Origin of the sequence: Amorphoplanes friuliensis DSM 7358 (assembly GCF_000494755.1) — a bacterium.
GTDB lineage: Bacteria > Actinomycetota > Actinomycetes > Mycobacteriales > Micromonosporaceae > Actinoplanes > Actinoplanes friuliensis.
Genome location: NC_022657.1, coordinates 8,957,860 through 8,973,587 on the forward strand (window position 1 = coordinate 8,957,860; position 15,728 = coordinate 8,973,587).

The window sequence follows — 15,728 nt, forward strand, 5'->3', positions numbered from 1 at the left end:
CGGGGCAGAAAATGTCGTAGCGGGCCCCTAACATCAGCGCTCTCGCCAGATCGGCGACCGTTGATCCCGGAGGACCCGTGGCACCCTTGCGCGTCCGTTTCGCGCCCGTTCCTCGTCTTCTCACCCTCTTCTCGGCACTGGCCCTGGCCGCTGCCGGACTGCTCGCTCTGCCGTCCCAGCCGGCGGCAGCAGCGAGCTACTTCCTGCCGAATTCGCTGACTGCCTACACCGACAACAGCAAGCCGAAAAAGGCGTACCCGCTGGACTACCTCGGCGAGGCGCCGATCGGTGCCTGGCTGGACTCCGCGGGGGCCAAGCACGTCTCCCGCGGCTACTACACGTTCGACCTGGCCCGGGCGTCCGGCCGCCAGATCACCGACGCGACGCTGAGCCTGGTGGAGAAGTCGGTCGCCGACTGCACCCGCCCGCGAGCCATCGAGGTGTGGCGTGTGGCCGCCACCGCCAACGCTCCGACCTGGAAGAACGCCCCGGCGCAGCTGACGCGCGTGGGCGAGCTGGCACCCGCACAGCCCCAGGAGTGCCCCAGCCGCTATCTGTACGCCGACCTCGGCCCGCTGCTGCGCAGCGTCCAGCAGGAAGGTGCCTCGGCCGTCACGCTGATGCTCCGGGTCCCGCAGAGCCAGGAGGGCACGGTCGCCGCCGGCCGCCGGGTGGCCAGCGTCGGGATCTCGCTCGAGGACAACGGCGCGCCCGCCGTGCCCGGCAAGCTCTCGGTCAGCGGCATCGCCTGCACCGACGGCACGCCGTGGATCGGCACCACCACCCCGGAGCTGCGCGCCGAGATCAACGACGCCGACTATCCGGGCAACCCGTTCGAGCGCCTGACCGCGACGTTCGCGTACTGGCCGGTGGACCGGCCGTCCGAGCGCGTCGAGTGGACGTCGTCGGAGACTTCGACCGGGACCCTCCTGCGCTACACGGTGCCGACCGCGCTCGCGCAGAACGTGCCCTACGCATTTGCGGTCCGGGCCACCGATCGGGCCGGCGCCACGTCGGCGTGGTCGCCGGAATGCAAGTTCGCCATCGACACCACCCGGCCGGGTATCCCGAGCATCACCTCGGCCGACTACCCGACCACCGGCTGGAACGGCGGACCCGGCATCCCCGGCTCCTTCACCTTCAGGGTCGCGCCCGGCGACACCGACGTGACGCAGTTCCGCTGGGGCGTCTTCGGCGTCCTGGAGAACGTTCCGGTCGGCCCGGACGGCACGGTCACCGTTCGCTACACACCCACGTCCGACGGACCGCTGACGATGTCGCTGGCGTCGTACGACCGGGCCCTGAACCGCTCGGACACGGTCAACTACACGTTCCGCGTCAAGACCACCCAGCCGCAGATCGACGACCAGAACCCGGACGGCGCGATCTTCCAGCCGCGCACGATCGTGCTCTCCCCGGCCATGGACGACGTCGTCGAATACACGTGGTGGCTGAACGACGGTCCCCACACGACGGTCCCCGCAGGCGCTGACGGCAAGGCCACCATCGTGGTCTCGCCCAACCTCGCCGGAACCAACCACCTGTACGTGACCAGCCGGACCTCGACCGACCTCCCCTCGGGCAAGGCCGACTACTACATGTACGTCGCGACGTCGCCGACGCTGACCTCCCCGGACTTCCCGGACGGCGAAAACAGTGAAGGCCCCCTGGTCGGCAAGCAGGTCACACTGACCTTCCACCCGGGCATGCCAGGCGTCACCGAGTACGTCTGGAAAATCAACCGCCGCGACGAGCAGGTCGTCCCGGCCGACGCCGACGGCACCGCCACGGTCACCTGGACCGAGCGCGACTACACGTACCTCAACATCGAGCTGACCTCGCGCACAGCGGACGGCTTCGAGTCGACCCCCAACTCGTACTTCCTCACGCTGACCTCGCACGCCCCGACGGTCGAGTCCGCCGAATACCCGGAGTGGTCCACCGGCGGCGGCCCGGGCATCGAAGGCACCTTCACCTTCCGCCCGGCCCAGCCCGGCGTCACGTCCTACACGTGGCGCCTGGACGACGGCCCCGAACAAACCGTGCCGGCCACCACCGACGGCACAGCCACCACAACCTGGACCCCCACCACCGACCAAACCGGCTGGCACACCCTGAAGGTCCGCGAACACATCGGAGACGTCACCTCCGACGAAAAGGAATACAGCCTCATCGTCGCCGAGCCCGAGGGTTCTTGATCCTCCAGCAGCCGACAGGCGCCGGGGATCCGTTCGGAATCGACACCGACTGGATCCCCGCGCTGGTTTCCCCTGAACGACCGTCAGCACCGCCTACCCGGAGGACCTGTGGCACCCTTGCGCGCCCTTTTTGCGCCCGCGTTCGGAGCGTCGATTCTTGTCGCTGCCGGACTGATCGCCCTACCGGCACAACCCGCAGCCGCGGCGTCCCGGTTCCTGCCACTGACGCTGAGCGCCCACACCGACAGCGACTCTCCGAAGGCGGCCTTCCCGCTCAGTTCGACGGACCAAGCGCCGATCGGTGCCTGGCTCGATGCTGACGGGGACAAACACGTCTCCCGCGCCTACTACACGTTCGATCTGTCACCGCTGGCCGGCCGGCAGATCACCGAGGCGACCATCTCCCTGGAGGAGAAGACCGTGGCCGACTGCACCCGGTCCCGGGCGATCGAGGTCTGGCGGGTCGCCGCCACCAGCACCGCACCGACATGGAAAAGAGCGCCGAAGCAACTGACCCGCGCCGGTGTGCTGGCCTCGTCGCCGGCGCAGTGTCCGAGTCATTACCTCTTCACCGACGTAGCCGCCGTTCTGCGCGCGGCCCAGGCAGAAAAAGCCGCTTCGGTGACGTTGATGCTGCGAGTGCCCGACGACCAGGAGGGCAAGGTGGCCGCCGGCCGCCGCGTCGTCAATGTCGGCATCCAGACCGTGGACAACCGTCCACCTGCGACGCCGGGGCAGCTCGGCGTGAGCGGGCTGGTCTGCACGCCGGACGGCATTTTTGTGGGCACTCGAACCCCAAAGCTATGGGCCCAGATCGAAGACCCTGACTTCCCCAGCGATTCCGTCACCGCGACGGTCGCCTATTGGCCGGTCGTCAGGCCCACCGAGCGCACCGAACTGACCCAGGACAACTTGTCGTTCGCCGGACCGGTTCAGATGACCGTGCCCGGCGAACTCACTGAAGGTGAGATTTACGCATTCGCGGTGCAGGCCACCGACCGGGCCGGGGCAAAGTCCGTCTGGTCGGCGGAGTGCCGATTCACCGTCGACACGAGAGTTCCACGGGCACCGAAGGTCTCTTCGGATGACTATCCCGGCCCAGCCGCCGGGGGTCCTGGCATTCCTGGCACCTTCACCATCACCTCCGACCCGCGCGACAACGACGTGGTCGGTTTCCGATGGCTAGGATCGAACGGCCCGGGCAACGAGGTGCCCCTTGAACCGGACGGCACGGCCACGGTCGAGTTCACGCCGACGTTCTACGGCACCCAACGGCTCGAAGTGCAGGCGATCGACCGGACACGGAACCGGTCCGCGGTTACGACCTATGAGTTCCAGGTCAGATTGACCGAACCGATCGTCACCGACCACAACCCTGAGGGGCAGCTCTTCGAGCCGCGGTCGCTCACTTTCGCCCCGCGCATGCCGGACGTGGCGGAGTACACCTACTGGTTGAACGACGGCGACAAGACCACGGTCCCAGCGGGAACGGACGGCACGGCGACGGTGACCGTGACACCGGACCAGGTCGGCACGACAGAGGTCCACGTGATCAGCCGCACCACGTCCGGTCAGCTGTCCACCCGGACCGACTACCGGATCCATGTCCCTACCGCGCCGACGGTGACGTCTCCCGACTTCCCGGAGGACGGCAGCGATGATCTGCCGCTGGTCGGCGAGCAGGTTACCTTCACGTTCCACCCGGGTATGGCCGGCGTCACCGAGTACGTCTGGAAGGTCAACGGTCGCGCTGAGCAGGTGGTCCAGGCGGACGCCGACGGCACGGCCACGGTGACCTGGACCGAGCGGGACGACTCGAACATCACCGTCCAGGTGACCAGCCGGACGGCAGACGGACTGGAGTCGGAGGCGACCTCCTCCGACTTCATTCTGAGGTGGCACGCCCCGACGGTGCAGTCCGCGGACTACCGGGAGTGGGGGACGTCAGGCGGACCAGGCATCGCCGGCACGTTCAGCTTCAGCCCCGCCTACGAGGGTGTCACGGCCTACACCTGGCGCCTGGACGACGGCCAGGAGCACACGATCCCGGCAGCGGCGGACGGCACGGCCACCCTGACCTGGACCCCGACGGCGGAGCAGACCGGGTGGCACACCCTGACGGTCCGCGAGCACGTCGGCGACATCATCTCGAATCCCATGACCTACGAGTTCGGGGTGGCCACCCCGGAGAGCTGAGCCGGCTCGGCCGATCACGCAGCCGGCAGGGTGCGGGGATCCGTTCAGGAGCGCCAGCGACTGGATCCCCGCGCCCGGTCCCCGCGGGAGCGGCGGTCATTGCCATGCACCGGGCGTGGCAATGAAGTTTTTGCTGTTCAGCGGCGACCGATTCCGAGGACCGGCTTGGTGACTTCGGCGAAGAAGTCGTTGCCCTTGTCGTCGACGACGATGAAGGCGGGGAAGTCTTCGACCTCGATCTTCCAGACGGCTTCCATGCCGAGCTCGGGGTATTCGAGGACTTCGACGTGGCGGATGCAGTCCTGGGCCAGGCGGGCGGCCGGGCCGCCGATGGAGCCGAGGTAGAAGCCACCGTGGCTTTGGCAGGCGCGGGTGACCTGGCCGGAGCGGTTGCCTTTGGCCAGCATGACGAGGGAGCCGCCGGCGGCCTGGAACTTTTCGACGTAGGCGTCCATGCGGCCGGCGGTGGTCGGGCCGAAGGAGCCGGAGGCGTAACCCTCGGGGGTTTTGGCCGGGCCGGCGTAGTAGACCGCGTGGTCCTTGAGGTATTGCGGCATCGGTTCGCCGGCGTCGAGGCGTTCGGCGATTTTGGCGTGGGCGATGTCGCGGGCGACGACGAGGGGGCCGGTGAGGGAGAGGCGGGTCTTGACCGGGTATTTGCTGAGCTCGTCGCGGATCTCGGACATGGGCCGGTTGAGGTCGACACGGACGACCTCGTCGGTTTCCAGGCCCTCGTCGGTGACGTCGGGCAGGTAGCGGGCCGGGTCCGGTTCGAGGCGTTCGAGCCAGACGCCCGACGGGGTGATCTTGGCTACGGCCTGGCGGTCGGCGGAGCAGGAGACGGCGATCGCGACCGGGCAGGAGGCGCCGTGGCGGGGCAGGCGGATCACGCGGACGTCGTGGCAGAAGTAGCGGCCGCCGAACTGGGCGCCGATGCCGAAGTCGCGGGTCAGTTCGAGGACGGCGGCTTCGAGTTCGACGTCGCGGAAGCCGTGGGCGGTCATCGAGCCGGCGCGGGGGAGGTTGTCGAGGTATTTCGCGCTGGCCAGCTTGGCGGTCTTCAGGGCGTACTCGGCGCTGGTGCCGCCGATGACCACGGCCAGGTGGTACGGCGGGCAGGCCGACGTGCCGATGAGGCGCAGCTTCTCGTCCAGGAATTCCATCATGCGCGCGGGGTTCAGCAGCGCCTTGGTCTCCTGGTAGAGGTACGACTTGTTGGCCGAGCCGCCGCCCTTGGCCATGAAGAGGAACTTGTACGCGTCGGGCTGACCGCCCGGGTCCTCGGCGTAGAGCTCGATCTGTGCGGGCAGGTTGGAGCCGGTGTTGCGCTCGTCCCACATCGTCAGCGGCGCCAGCTGCGAATAACGCAGGTTGAGCCGGGTGTACGCCTGGTAGACGCCCTGCGCGATGGCTTCCTCGTCGGTGCCGTCGGTCAGGACGTGCCGGCCACGTTTGCCCATGACGATCGCCGTGCCGGTGTCCTGGCACATGGGGAGGACGCCGCCGGCCGCGATGTTCGCGTTGCGCAGCAGGTCCAGGGCGACAAAGCGGTCGTTCGGCGAAGCTTTCGGGTCGTCGATGATGGACCGCAGCTGGGCCAGGTGGGCCGGGCGCAGGAAATGCGCGATGTCGTGCATGGCCTCGGCAGTGAGAAGCGTCAGCACGCTCGGGTCGACGGTGAGGAACCGGCGGCCGCCGGGACCGTTGACCACGTCGACACCCTCGTCCGAGACCAGACGGTACTCGGTCAGGTCGTCACCTTGCGGCAACAGCGGCGAGTACGAGAAAGCGGCGGCTCTGCTCATGACGGGCAAGCCTAGGCCAGCGCCTGCACAAGGTGCGAACCAGCAGGGTCACGCCCACATACCGGTTCGATCACCGTGCCGGTGAACCCGCGAACGGGACGTAGGCCATGTCCCGTCCGGAGACCAGGATCATGCCGCTCGGGCCGACCGCAAAAACCTTCGCATCGGTACGCGCCTCGGCCAGCACACCACCCGTGCGCGGGCTGAGCGCAACCACCTTCGCGGGCTTCGTCTCGGCCACCACGGCGGCGTACGGCGTCAGCGCGGCCTGCGCCCCCGGGTTGATCCCCCGCCGCCAGTTGACCTTCCCGCGGCCGAACGAGCGGGCCGTGAGGGTGCGCTGGTCGGAGGTGCGGACGAGCGCGTACGCGTCGTTGACGGCCAGCACGGTCTGCCCTTTTTCACCGTGCCAGAGGACCCGTCCGTCGTGTGCGGCGATCAGCTCCTGGCGGCCGACCGGGTCGACGCCGAGCACCACGTCGTACCCGCCGGCCGGGTCCCGCTCCTGCTTGCAGGTCGAGCCGTTGTCGGCGGTCCGCAGGTTGAGACCGTCGCGCTGCCACACCGCGTGACCGCTGGGCGGGTCGTGGGCGATGACGCTGTAGTAACAGGTGCCGTCGCGGGCCACGCCGGTCACGGTCAGGACCCGGCTGCCGACCACGGTGACCCGCTGGTCACGGGCCGGGGTCCGCGTCTGCACCACACGGCCCTGCGCGGTGTCGACAACCTGGATCTTGCCGTCGCCGGGGAGGCCGATGAGGTTCGGCAACGACCGCGGCCCGGCCGCCCGCCCGTCGAACTGCGACGACGTCAACGGCTGCGTGTCGGGCAGGTCGGGGTTCGAGGCGTCGAGCACAAAACCGATGCCCGGCGTCGCGATCGTCCACATGGGTCGGCTGCCGCGCGGCTCCCACGCGCTCAGCTCGCACTCCCCGGCCTTGGGACAGCGCAGGTCGAGCACCGCGTCGGCGTAGGTCCAGACGGCCGTGGCCTCGGTGTCCGTGCGCCGGACCGCGCCGGTCGCCGGGTCGAGCACCTCGTAACCCTTGGTCAGCAGCCGGCCGACAACCACCACCGCGTCGCTGTCACCGCCGGCCACGCCGGCCCAGTCAGCGTCCGACTTCCAGAGCTTCACCCCGGCCGTGATCCCGTACGCCTCCACGGACGTCCTGTACTCGACGACGATCGCGCCGCCGCTGATGGTGACGCTCTTCGGTGACCCGCCGATGGCCGTCTGCCAGGTGGCCACCCCCTCGGCGATCGGGTCGCTCTGGTTGATCCACGACCAGATCTGGGGGAACGGGTTCCACACCCCGGTCGTGGCCAGGACGATGACGACCACGACGCCGACCAGCGCGTAGCCCTTCGCCGACCCGCCGGAAGCCACGCCGACACGGTAGCCAGACCGGCACAACTCGACGATCAGCCCGAAAAGCCCGTGTCGAGCGATTATGCCTGGCTTGCCGCTTTCACCAGCGGCATCGTCCGGTACGGGATCTGCTCGGCCAGCGCGATGATGGTCGACGCCCGCTCGATCCCCTCGTACGCGAGCACCCGGTCGATGACCCGCTGCAGGTCGGCGTTCGACCGGGCGACGATCCGGCACATCAGGTCACCACTGCCGGTGATCGTGTGTGCCTCGAGGACCTCCGGGATGTCCGTGAGGTGCTCGGTCACGGCAGTGTGGCCGTACCGCTGGCTGATCTCGAGAGTCACGAAGCTCATCACGCCGTAGCCGATGACCGCCGGCGAGACGTCCGGGCCGAACCCGCGGATGGCGCCGCGGGCGGTCAGCTTGTCGAGCCGGGCCTGGACCGTGCCGCGGGCGACGCCGAGCCGGCGGGACAGCTCCAGCACGCCGATCCGCGGCTCCTCGGCGAGTAGCGCGAGCATCTTGCCGTCGAGGGCGTCGAGGTGGACATCTTGTACAGCCATGGTGCTCCCGGACTCTACCGAATGCGCATACTGACCAGCCAGAATTCTCACTATTGCCCACCGGGCGGGGAGAGGCCAGCCTCTGGACATGACGCAGGTGATGGAAACCGCCACAGAGACCGTCGACGTTTTCCCCGTCAAGGGCGTCGACTACCTCCAGTTCCTCGTGGGCAACGCGAAGCAGGCGGCCCACTACTACTCGACCGCCTTCGGGATGACCTGTGTGGCGTACCGCGGGCCGGAGAACGGCTACCGCGACCACGCCGAATATGTGCTGGTCAGCGGGTCCGCCCGGTTCCTGATCACCGGTGCGGTGCACGCCGGTGCGCCCGGCGCCGACCACGTCACCCGGCACAGCGACGGCATCTACGACATCGCACTGCACGTCCCGGACGTCGACAAGGCGTTCGCCCACACGGTCTCCGCCGGCGCGCGACCCGTCACCGAACCTCACGACCTGACCGACGAGCACGGCACGGTACGCATCGCCGCGATCGCCACCTACGGCGACACGATCCACACGCTGATCGACCGGTCGAGGTACGACGGTCCGTTCCTGCCCGGCTTCGTGGCCCGCAGCCCGATCGTCGACCGGCAGCCCGCGATCGACGCCGGCCTCCAGCCCAAGCGTTACTTCCAGGCCGTCGACCACGTGGTCGGCAACGTCGAGCTCGGCAAGATGGACGAGTGGGTCGCCTTCTACGGCCGCGTCATGGGCTTCACCAACATGGCCGAGTTCATCGGCGACGACATCGCCACCGACTACTCCGCGCTCATGTCGAAGGTCGTGGCCGACGGCACCCGCAAGGTCAAGTTCCCGCTCAACGAGCCGGCCGTCTCCCAGCGCAAGTCCCAGATCGACGAGTACCTGGAGTTCTACGGCGGCCCCGGCGCCCAGCACATCGCCGTGGCCACCAACGACATCCTGTCCAGCGTCGACGCCATGCGCGCGGCCGGCCTGGAGTTCCTCGACACGCCGGACTCGTACTACGACGACCCTTCGCTGCGAGCCAGGATCGGCCAGGTGCGCGTACCGATCGAGGAACTGAAGAAGCGCTCGATCCTGGTCGACCGGGACGAGGACGGCTACCTCCTGCAGATCTTCACCAAGCCGGTCCAGGACCGCCCGACGGTCTTCTTCGAGCTGATCGAGCGGCACGGGTCGCTCGGATTCGGTAAGGGCAACTTCAAGGCCCTGTTCGAGGCGATCGAGCGGGAGCAAGAGCTGCGCGGAAACCTGTAACACTGTCCCCGTGACACAACCGAACGACGACGCCGTTGACGTGGGCCGGCCGCCCGTGAGTGAGCCGGTCCCCGTCCCGGCGCCCGCCGGACCGCCTCCCGGCAGCCCACCGCCCAGCGGTCCCGCTTCTGCCGGACCGCCGCCCCAGGCCCCACCGTTCGGTGGTCCGATGCCTGGCGGTCCTGCGCCGGCCTTCGGTGGTCCGATGCCCGGTGGTCCGATGCCCGGCGGTCCGGTGCCTGGCGGTCCCGCGCCGGCCTTCGGTGGTCCGATGCCCGGCGGTCCCGCGCCGGCTTACTACGGGCCGCCGCCGCCCGGGTACGGGTGGCGGCCGCCGCCCGTACCGGTGGCACCCGACGGACGGCCCCTGGCCGACTTCGGCATCCGGCTGCTGTCACACCTCATCGACGGCGCCATCGTGGGAGGCATCGCCACGGTCGTGTTCCTGCCGGTGATGTTCATCTTCGTGTTCAACGTGATGCCGGACTTCCCCTCGGCCGCGGACCCGTCGTACACGCCGACTTTCGACCCCGCCGAGTTCTTCATCCCGTTCCTGCTGCTCGAACTCGGCTTCTTCGTGCTGCTGTTCGTGGCCTACTACGTCTACTACGTCGAGATGATGTACCGCAGCGGCCAGACCGTCGGCAAGAAGCTCATGAAGATCAAGGTCGTTCCGCTGGAGCCGGGCGCGGTCCTGACCCGCGGCATCGCGGCGAAGCGCTACCTGATCGAGTTCGTGGTCGGCATCATCGTGCCGTTCTTCACCTACCTCGACGGCCTCTGGCAACTGTGGGACAAGCCCTACCAGCAGACCCTGCACGACAAGGTCGCCAAGACCGTCGTGGTAAAGGTTGCGCCATGACTTCGCTGCCTGCCGGTTGGTACAAGGACCCGGCCGACCCGTCGACCCAGCGCTGGTGGGACGGCGACGGCTGGCTGGGCAAGGCCCTCCCGGCCGACGCGACGCCGCCCGACGGGCCCCCGCCCGCCGAGGAGGAAGAGCCTGCCGCCGCGCCCGTGACGCCCGCTGCTCCCGGCGTGCCTTCCGGTCCTGCTGCGGTCCAGCCGGCTCAGCCTCCGGGCTGGGCGTCTCCCGGGCCACCGCCGGGCTCGCAGCCGCCGCCCGGGTGGACCCCACCGCCTGCCGGTTGGACGCCGCCACCCGCGGGGTGGCAGCCCCCACCGGGCGGGATGCCCCCGCAGGGTTGGACCCCACCGCAGGGTTGGACCCCACCGCAGGGTTGGACGCCACCGCCCGGCTGGGCCCCACCGCCCGGCTGGACCCCACCGCCCGGGCATCAGCCTTCACCGGGGCAGCCCCCGGCCGGCTCGCAGCAGCCTCCCCCCGGCTGGCAGCCGCCGCCCGGATGGACCCCACCGCCCGGATGGACGCCGCCCGGCGGGACACCGCCGCCTGCCGGCTGGGCACCGCCGCCTGCCGGTTGGACGCAGCCGCCTGCGGGCTGGCAGCCGCCGCCCGGGTGGGCTCCGCACGCCTACGCCTATCAGGTCGAGGCCCGTCCGCACGGGCAGCCACTGGCCGGTCTGGGCCGCCGCCTGGTCGCGCGGCTCGTCGACATCGTCGCCGTGCTGATCCTGAACGTCCTGGTCAACGGCTGGCTGGCCTACCAGTGGTGGCTCGAGGTCGAGCCGGTATTCCGCGCGACGATGGCGGACCCGTTCGCCACCCCGGACCCGGTCTCCGCCCGCTCCAGCTACCTGATCCTCACGATGCTCGTGGTAGCGACGGCGCTCTGGTTCGCCTACGAGGTGCCGGCCCTGGCCAACAGCGGTCAGACCCTCGGCAAACGGCTGCTCCAGGTCAAGGTCGTGAAGCTGGAGAACACCGACCAGCTGGGCTTCGGCCGGGCGTTCCGGCGCTGGGCCCGCCTCGGCATGTGGACACCGCTGTGGAGTTGTTACGGCCTGGGCTTCGTGGCTCAGCTGGTCGACTCCGGCTCGGTGCTCTTCGACCAGAAACTCCGCCAGGCGCTGCACGACAAGTCGGCCGCGACGGTGGTCGTGGCGGTGCCGCCCGGCCGGCCCGAGCAGCCGGCGCAGGCGACGACGCCCGACCACGCCGACGATTCCACCGGAGGAAAGAGATGAGCAGGCTGACCCGCGCCGACCTGGACGCGCTGCCGGCGTACGTGCCCGGACGCAACGTGGCTGATCTGGCCCGCGAGCTGGGGATCGCCGAGGCGGTCAAGCTGGCCAGCAACGAGGTCCCGTTCGGCCCGCTGCCGGGTGTCGCCGAGGCCGTGGCCCGGGCTGTCACCGAGTCCCACCGCTACCCGGACATGGGCGTGGTTGCCCTCCGCGACCGCCTGGCGCAGCGTTACGGCGTGGACCCGGACCGCATCGTCACCGGCTGCGGCTCGGTGGCGCTGGCCGAACACCTGGCCAAGGCGACCTGCCTGCCCGGCGACGAGATCGTCTACTCGTGGCGGTCCTTCGAGGCGTACCCGATCATCTCCGCCGGTGTCGGCGCGACCAGCGTCCGCGTGCCGAACACGCCGGTCCACGGTCACGACCTGCAGGCCATGGCCGACGCCATCACCGACCGGACCCGCCTGGTGATCGTCTGCAATCCGAACAACCCGACGGGCACAAGCGTCCGCAAGGAAGAGCTCGACCGTTTCCTGTCGCAGGTGCCGTCGGACGTGCTGGTGGTGCTCGACGAGGCCTACCGCGAGTTCGTGACGGACGAGCAGGTCCCGGACGCCCTCAAGACCTACGGCGATCGCCCCAACGTGGTGGTCCTCCGCACGATGTCGAAGGCCTGGGGCCTGGCCGGCTTCCGCGTCGGCTTCCTGGTCGCCCAGCCCGAGGTGGCAGCGGCGATCCGCAAGGTGCTCACGCCGTTCTCGACCAGCCTGGTCGCTCAGGCCGCCGCGCTGGCGGCACTCGACGCCGAGGACGAGGTGATCCGCCGCTGCTCCCTGGTCATCAGCGAGCGCGAACGTGTCACCGAGGCCCTTCACAAGTTCCTCCCGGACGTCCCGTCGAGCCAGGCCAACTTCGTCTGGCTCCCTCTCGGCGACGCCGCGGTGCCCTTCGGCGCGGCCTGTGAGCAGCGCGGCGTGATCGTCCGCCCGTTTGCCGGCGACGGCGTCCGCGTCACGATCGGCACCCCGGAAGAGAACGACGCCTTCCTGGCCGCCGCGGAGTCGGCCCTCACTTCCTGAGGACCAGATGCTTCCTGGCGACGGTCCGTGCCTCGCACGGGCCGTCGCTTCTGAACAGCACCGGCGCTCCGAAAGACCGGCCGGATCCGGCCCACGGCGGCCAACCAGAATGACCGCCAGCGCCAGGTCATCTGCATGTTGCATCTGGTCTGTCACGTCAGACCACCGCCCGGATCTTCCAAGCCGGTAGCGCGCTGGCCGCCACGGCCAGGACCAGGCAGGCCCCGACCACAAGCACGACGATCGACCAGGGCACCACCACGGGGACCGTTTCGCCGATCTGGGCACTGAGGGATCGGGCCGAGCCCACCAGGGCCATCAGTGCTGCCGCTCCGCCCAGCACCGAGCCCAGCACCACGACCAGCGCCGATTCCAACGCGACCGTCAGCGCCACCTGACGTGGCGCCGCGCCGGCCAGACGCAGCACCTGGTAGTCGCGGACGCGGTGACGAGTGGCCATGAGGAGGGTGTTCACGACGGCCAGGGCGCCCGCGCCGGCCGAGGCGCCGAGCAGCAGCAGCGTGAACAGCCAGACCAACCGATCTTCCTCGGTGTCAGCCTGCCGGGCGTACGTGGCCGCCGAGACGACCTTCGCCCCGGTCGCGGCGCGTGTGCCGCCCGGCACGAACGCCGCCGTCGCCAGTGCAGAAGAGTCATGAGCCCGGACCGTCCCACGCGACAGGAACAGGTCAGCGGTCAACGGACCTGGCGGGGCGGTGCCCGCGATGCGCAGTTCCTCACGAACCCCGTCGGCATAGGTCACAGACACCGTGCCGGCATATCGGGACGCCGCGGAGCCGGAGACCAGGACACTTCCGGGCTCCACCGGCGACGTGCCGACTGCGGTCACGGCGGCTCCCTCGACGTAGAGCTCGGTCCGGAGCGGGGCATCCGGCGCGGCTGCATCGTGCAGACCCGGCGTTCCGTCCGGGACAAGCACCACTCCAGCCGGCACAGCAGCACCGCGACGGGCCGCGAAGGCCGCCGTTGAGGTCTGCACCGTGCCGCCCACGAAGATTCCGAACGCGACCGTGAGAAGCACAGGTGCGGCAGTCGACGCGGTACGACGGACGCCGGTGAGTGCACTCTCCCGCACGAGCATCGCAGTCACACCGGTCAGCGGCCGCAGCAGCACCTTGACCAGCAGCGGGATCACGGCCGGCGCCAGCAGCGTCACTGCGACCACCAACGCCATGGCGCCCAGCAAGGAGGTCTGTCCCATCTCCGTGACGTCGGCCGCCGATGCGGTGTAGACACCGGCAACAACTCCGAGGACTGCGAAGACAAGCCCCGCAGACCATCGGGCGCGAGACATCGGGCGGCTCTCGACCTCGGCGACCCGCAATGCGTCGAGCGGACCTGTCCGGGACGCCCTGCGGGCTGAGGCGGCCACCCCGAGCAGCGAGACCACTGGCCCGGCGGCGAACGCTACGAGCAACGCCCACGGCACCCAGCGCACGCTGTAACCCCGAGGTTCAAAACCGCCGCTGACCAGCAGCCGGGACAGCGGGACCGCGGCCAGCGCACCGACGCCCACGCCGGCTGCCGCAGCGACCGCCCCTACGACCAGCGCCGACCTGTACAAGCTGGAGCGGACCTGCCGTGGAGTCGCACCGACTGCCCGAAGCAGGCCGATCTCGCGGCGCCGCTGGTCGACTGAGAACGCTGACGTCGACGCCACCAGGAACACGCAGGCGAAGCCGGCCAGCCCGGCCATCGCGGACAGGACCTGCATGCCGATCCACCGGGTGCGGGCATCGGCGCGGGGTTCCAGCGCGCCCCGGGCATCACCGGTCAACACCTGTCCCGCAACGCCGACAATCGCCCGCACAGCACCGGGATCCGGGTTGCCGTGCAGTCCGATTGCCCGCGCTCCCGGGCTCATCCGCGCGGCGACAGCGTCGGAGACGTAGACCGCCGCAGTGCCGACGTGCCCGGTGACGCGCCACTGTGCCGGACCGCTCGCCGTGAGCAAGGTGATGTCCTGTCCCACTGGCACGCCGAAAGCTCTGTCGACCACTACTTCCTTGTCTCCGGTCGGTGGCCGGCCCTCCAGCAACGGCGTGTGGGCGCCGGCCCAGCCGTTGCCCGTGGCCGGGCCCGAGACGGGCTGCGCGTAGAACGGCCGATCGACCGTCACACCGGTGACACCGGGAACCGTCCGTAGTCTCGCGGTCAACTGCTCCACGTCCGCCGCGGACCACGGAACGCTCGAAGGAAACGAGCCCGGCGAGTTCTTCGCTGCCGGGCTTTGCACGACCACGCTGAGGCCGGCAAACCTGTCCGGCACCCGTGGACGCGCGGAAGTCAGCAACAGCAGCGTCGCCGCCACGATCGCGGTGCTGAGCCACACCGCGACGAACGTCCCCAGCCGGTCACGGCTCACCATGCCAGCTCCAACGCCGTCATCCGAGCCGCGATCGACGCCGCATCGGCATCCTCGAGCTCGTCGACCAGCCGGCCGTCGGCCAGCATGAGCACCCGGTCAGCGAACGCCGCGGCCACCGGGTCGTGGGTCACCATCACCACCGTCTGCCCGTGGTCGTCCACCAGCGCTCTCAGCAGGTCGAGAACCTGCTTGGAGCTGCGGTTGTCGAGCGCCCCGGTCGGCTCGTCCGCAAAGACGACCGCCGGGCGGGTGATCAGTGCCCGGGCGATCGCGACCCGTTGCTGCTGGCCGCCGGACAACTCACTCGGGCGATGCCGGGCCCGGTCGGCCAGCCCGACCGCAGCCAGTGCGGCCGAAATCTCCTGCCGGGCCGGGCGGCGACCGGCGAGACGCAACGGCAACGCGACATTCTGAGCCGCGGTCAGCGACGAGACGAGATTGAACGCTTGAAAGACGAAGCCGACCCGCTCGCGCCGCAGATGGGTCAGTGCGGTCTCGGTGAGCCCGCCGAGATCGGTGCCTGCAATCGTCACCGAGCCGGCGGTAGGGCGTTCCAGTCCCGCCGCACAGTGCAGCAGGGTCGACTTGCCGGAGCCGGACGGTCCCATCACGGCGGTGAACGTCCCGGGCGGGAACTCCACGGTCACATCATCGAGGGCGAGCACCTGCCGGGTCTCGGGGCCGTAGATCATCCGCACGTCGCGGAGGGCAGCTGTCATGCCGAGGACGATCCCCGCAGATGCCGCTGCTGTCGTCAGGCCAGAGTCGGTCCTC

11 protein-coding genes are annotated in these 15,728 nt (G+C 69.7%); 6 read left to right on the plus strand and 5 right to left on the minus strand.

The annotated features are described in order from the left end of the window. Positions 1-77: 77 nt before the first annotated feature. A complete protein-coding gene (locus tag AFR_RS41330; RefSeq protein WP_148308221.1) occupies positions 78-2,198 on the plus strand; it encodes a hypothetical protein in 2,121 nt (706 codons plus the stop codon). Between the two features lie 108 nt (positions 2,199-2,306). Beyond that, the gene (locus AFR_RS41335) at positions 2,307-4,394 is read left to right on the plus strand and encodes a DNRLRE domain-containing protein (protein WP_158510596.1); all 2,088 of its coding nucleotides are present in this window, start codon (positions 2,307-2,309) and stop codon (positions 4,392-4,394) included. Positions 4,395-4,531: 137 nt separating this feature from the next. Here the strand turns inward: AFR_RS41335 and AFR_RS41340 are convergent, their stop codons facing one another. The 3 genes from AFR_RS41340 to AFR_RS41350 all read right to left on the minus strand — a co-directional run bounded on the left by AFR_RS41340 (position 4,532) and on the right by AFR_RS41350 (position 8,134). After that, a complete protein-coding gene (locus AFR_RS41340; RefSeq protein WP_023562813.1) occupies positions 4,532-6,199 on the minus strand; it encodes a fumarate hydratase in 1,668 nt (555 codons plus the stop codon). A gap of 70 nt (positions 6,200-6,269) precedes the next feature. Beyond that, positions 6,270-7,586 (minus strand): PQQ-binding-like beta-propeller repeat protein, encoded by a 1,317-nt coding sequence (locus AFR_RS41345; protein ID WP_023562814.1) that lies wholly within the window; start codon positions 7,584-7,586, stop codon positions 6,270-6,272. A 62-nt stretch (positions 7,587-7,648) separates the two neighbouring features. Beyond that, complete coding sequence (locus AFR_RS41350) at positions 7,649-8,134, minus strand: Lrp/AsnC family transcriptional regulator (protein WP_023562815.1); 486 nt, start codon at positions 8,132-8,134, stop codon at positions 7,649-7,651. A gap of 88 nt (positions 8,135-8,222) precedes the next feature. Here AFR_RS41350 and hppD point away from each other — a divergent pair, with 88 nt between their 5' ends. The 4 genes from hppD to hisC all read left to right on the plus strand — a co-directional run bounded on the left by hppD (position 8,223) and on the right by hisC (position 12,565). Then, positions 8,223-9,377, plus strand: coding sequence for a 4-hydroxyphenylpyruvate dioxygenase (gene hppD / locus AFR_RS41355; RefSeq protein ID WP_023562816.1), 1,155 nt, complete (start codon positions 8,223-8,225; stop codon positions 9,375-9,377). Positions 9,378-9,648: 271 nt separating this feature from the next. Continuing rightward, a complete protein-coding gene (locus tag AFR_RS41360) occupies positions 9,649-10,239 on the plus strand; it encodes an RDD family protein (protein WP_238547199.1) in 591 nt (196 codons plus the stop codon). Beyond that, positions 10,236-11,486, plus strand: coding sequence for an RDD family protein (locus tag AFR_RS45675; RefSeq protein WP_238547200.1), 1,251 nt, complete (start codon positions 10,236-10,238; stop codon positions 11,484-11,486). Before AFR_RS41360 ends, AFR_RS45675 begins: the two co-directional genes overlap by 4 nt. Beyond that, a complete protein-coding gene (gene hisC, locus AFR_RS41370; protein ID WP_023562819.1) occupies positions 11,483-12,565 on the plus strand; it encodes a histidinol-phosphate transaminase in 1,083 nt (360 codons plus the stop codon). The genes AFR_RS45675 and hisC overlap by 4 nt, the downstream gene beginning before the upstream one ends. Before the next feature lie 157 nt (positions 12,566-12,722). Here hisC and AFR_RS41375 read toward each other — a convergent pair whose 3' ends face one another. After that, positions 12,723-14,954, minus strand: a complete 2,232-nt coding sequence (locus AFR_RS41375; RefSeq protein WP_023562820.1) for an FtsX-like permease family protein — start codon at positions 14,952-14,954, stop codon at positions 12,723-12,725. Next, positions 14,948-15,673 carry an ABC transporter ATP-binding protein gene (locus tag AFR_RS41380; RefSeq protein WP_023562821.1) on the minus strand — a complete coding sequence of 242 codons (726 nt, stop codon included), beginning with the start codon at positions 15,671-15,673 and terminating at the stop codon, positions 14,948-14,950. The genes AFR_RS41375 and AFR_RS41380 overlap by 7 nt, the downstream gene beginning before the upstream one ends. Between the last annotated feature and the right edge of the window lie 55 nt (positions 15,674-15,728).

Bases quoted from the DNA above. Each gene is read 5' to 3' on its own strand.
- AFR_RS41360 (WP_238547199.1), top strand. From the start codon at position 9,649: ATGCCCGGCGGTCCCGCGCCGGCTTACTACGGGCCGCCGCCGCCCGGG.
- AFR_RS41340 (WP_023562813.1), bottom strand. From the start codon at position 6,199: ATGAGCAGAGCCGCCGCTTTCTCGTACTCGCCGCTGTTGCCGCAAGGT.
- AFR_RS41375 (WP_023562820.1), bottom strand. From the start codon at position 14,954: ATGGTGAGCCGTGACCGGCTGGGGACGTTCGTCGCGGTGTGGCTCAGC.
- hppD (WP_023562816.1), top strand. From the start codon at position 8,223: ATGACGCAGGTGATGGAAACCGCCACAGAGACCGTCGACGTTTTCCCC.
- hisC (WP_023562819.1), top strand. From the start codon at position 11,483: ATGAGCAGGCTGACCCGCGCCGACCTGGACGCGCTGCCGGCGTACGTG.
- AFR_RS41380 (WP_023562821.1), bottom strand. From the start codon at position 15,673: ATGACAGCTGCCCTCCGCGACGTGCGGATGATCTACGGCCCCGAGACC.
- AFR_RS41350 (WP_023562815.1), bottom strand. From the start codon at position 8,134: ATGGCTGTACAAGATGTCCACCTCGACGCCCTCGACGGCAAGATGCTC.
- AFR_RS45675 (WP_238547200.1), top strand. From the start codon at position 10,236: ATGACTTCGCTGCCTGCCGGTTGGTACAAGGACCCGGCCGACCCGTCG.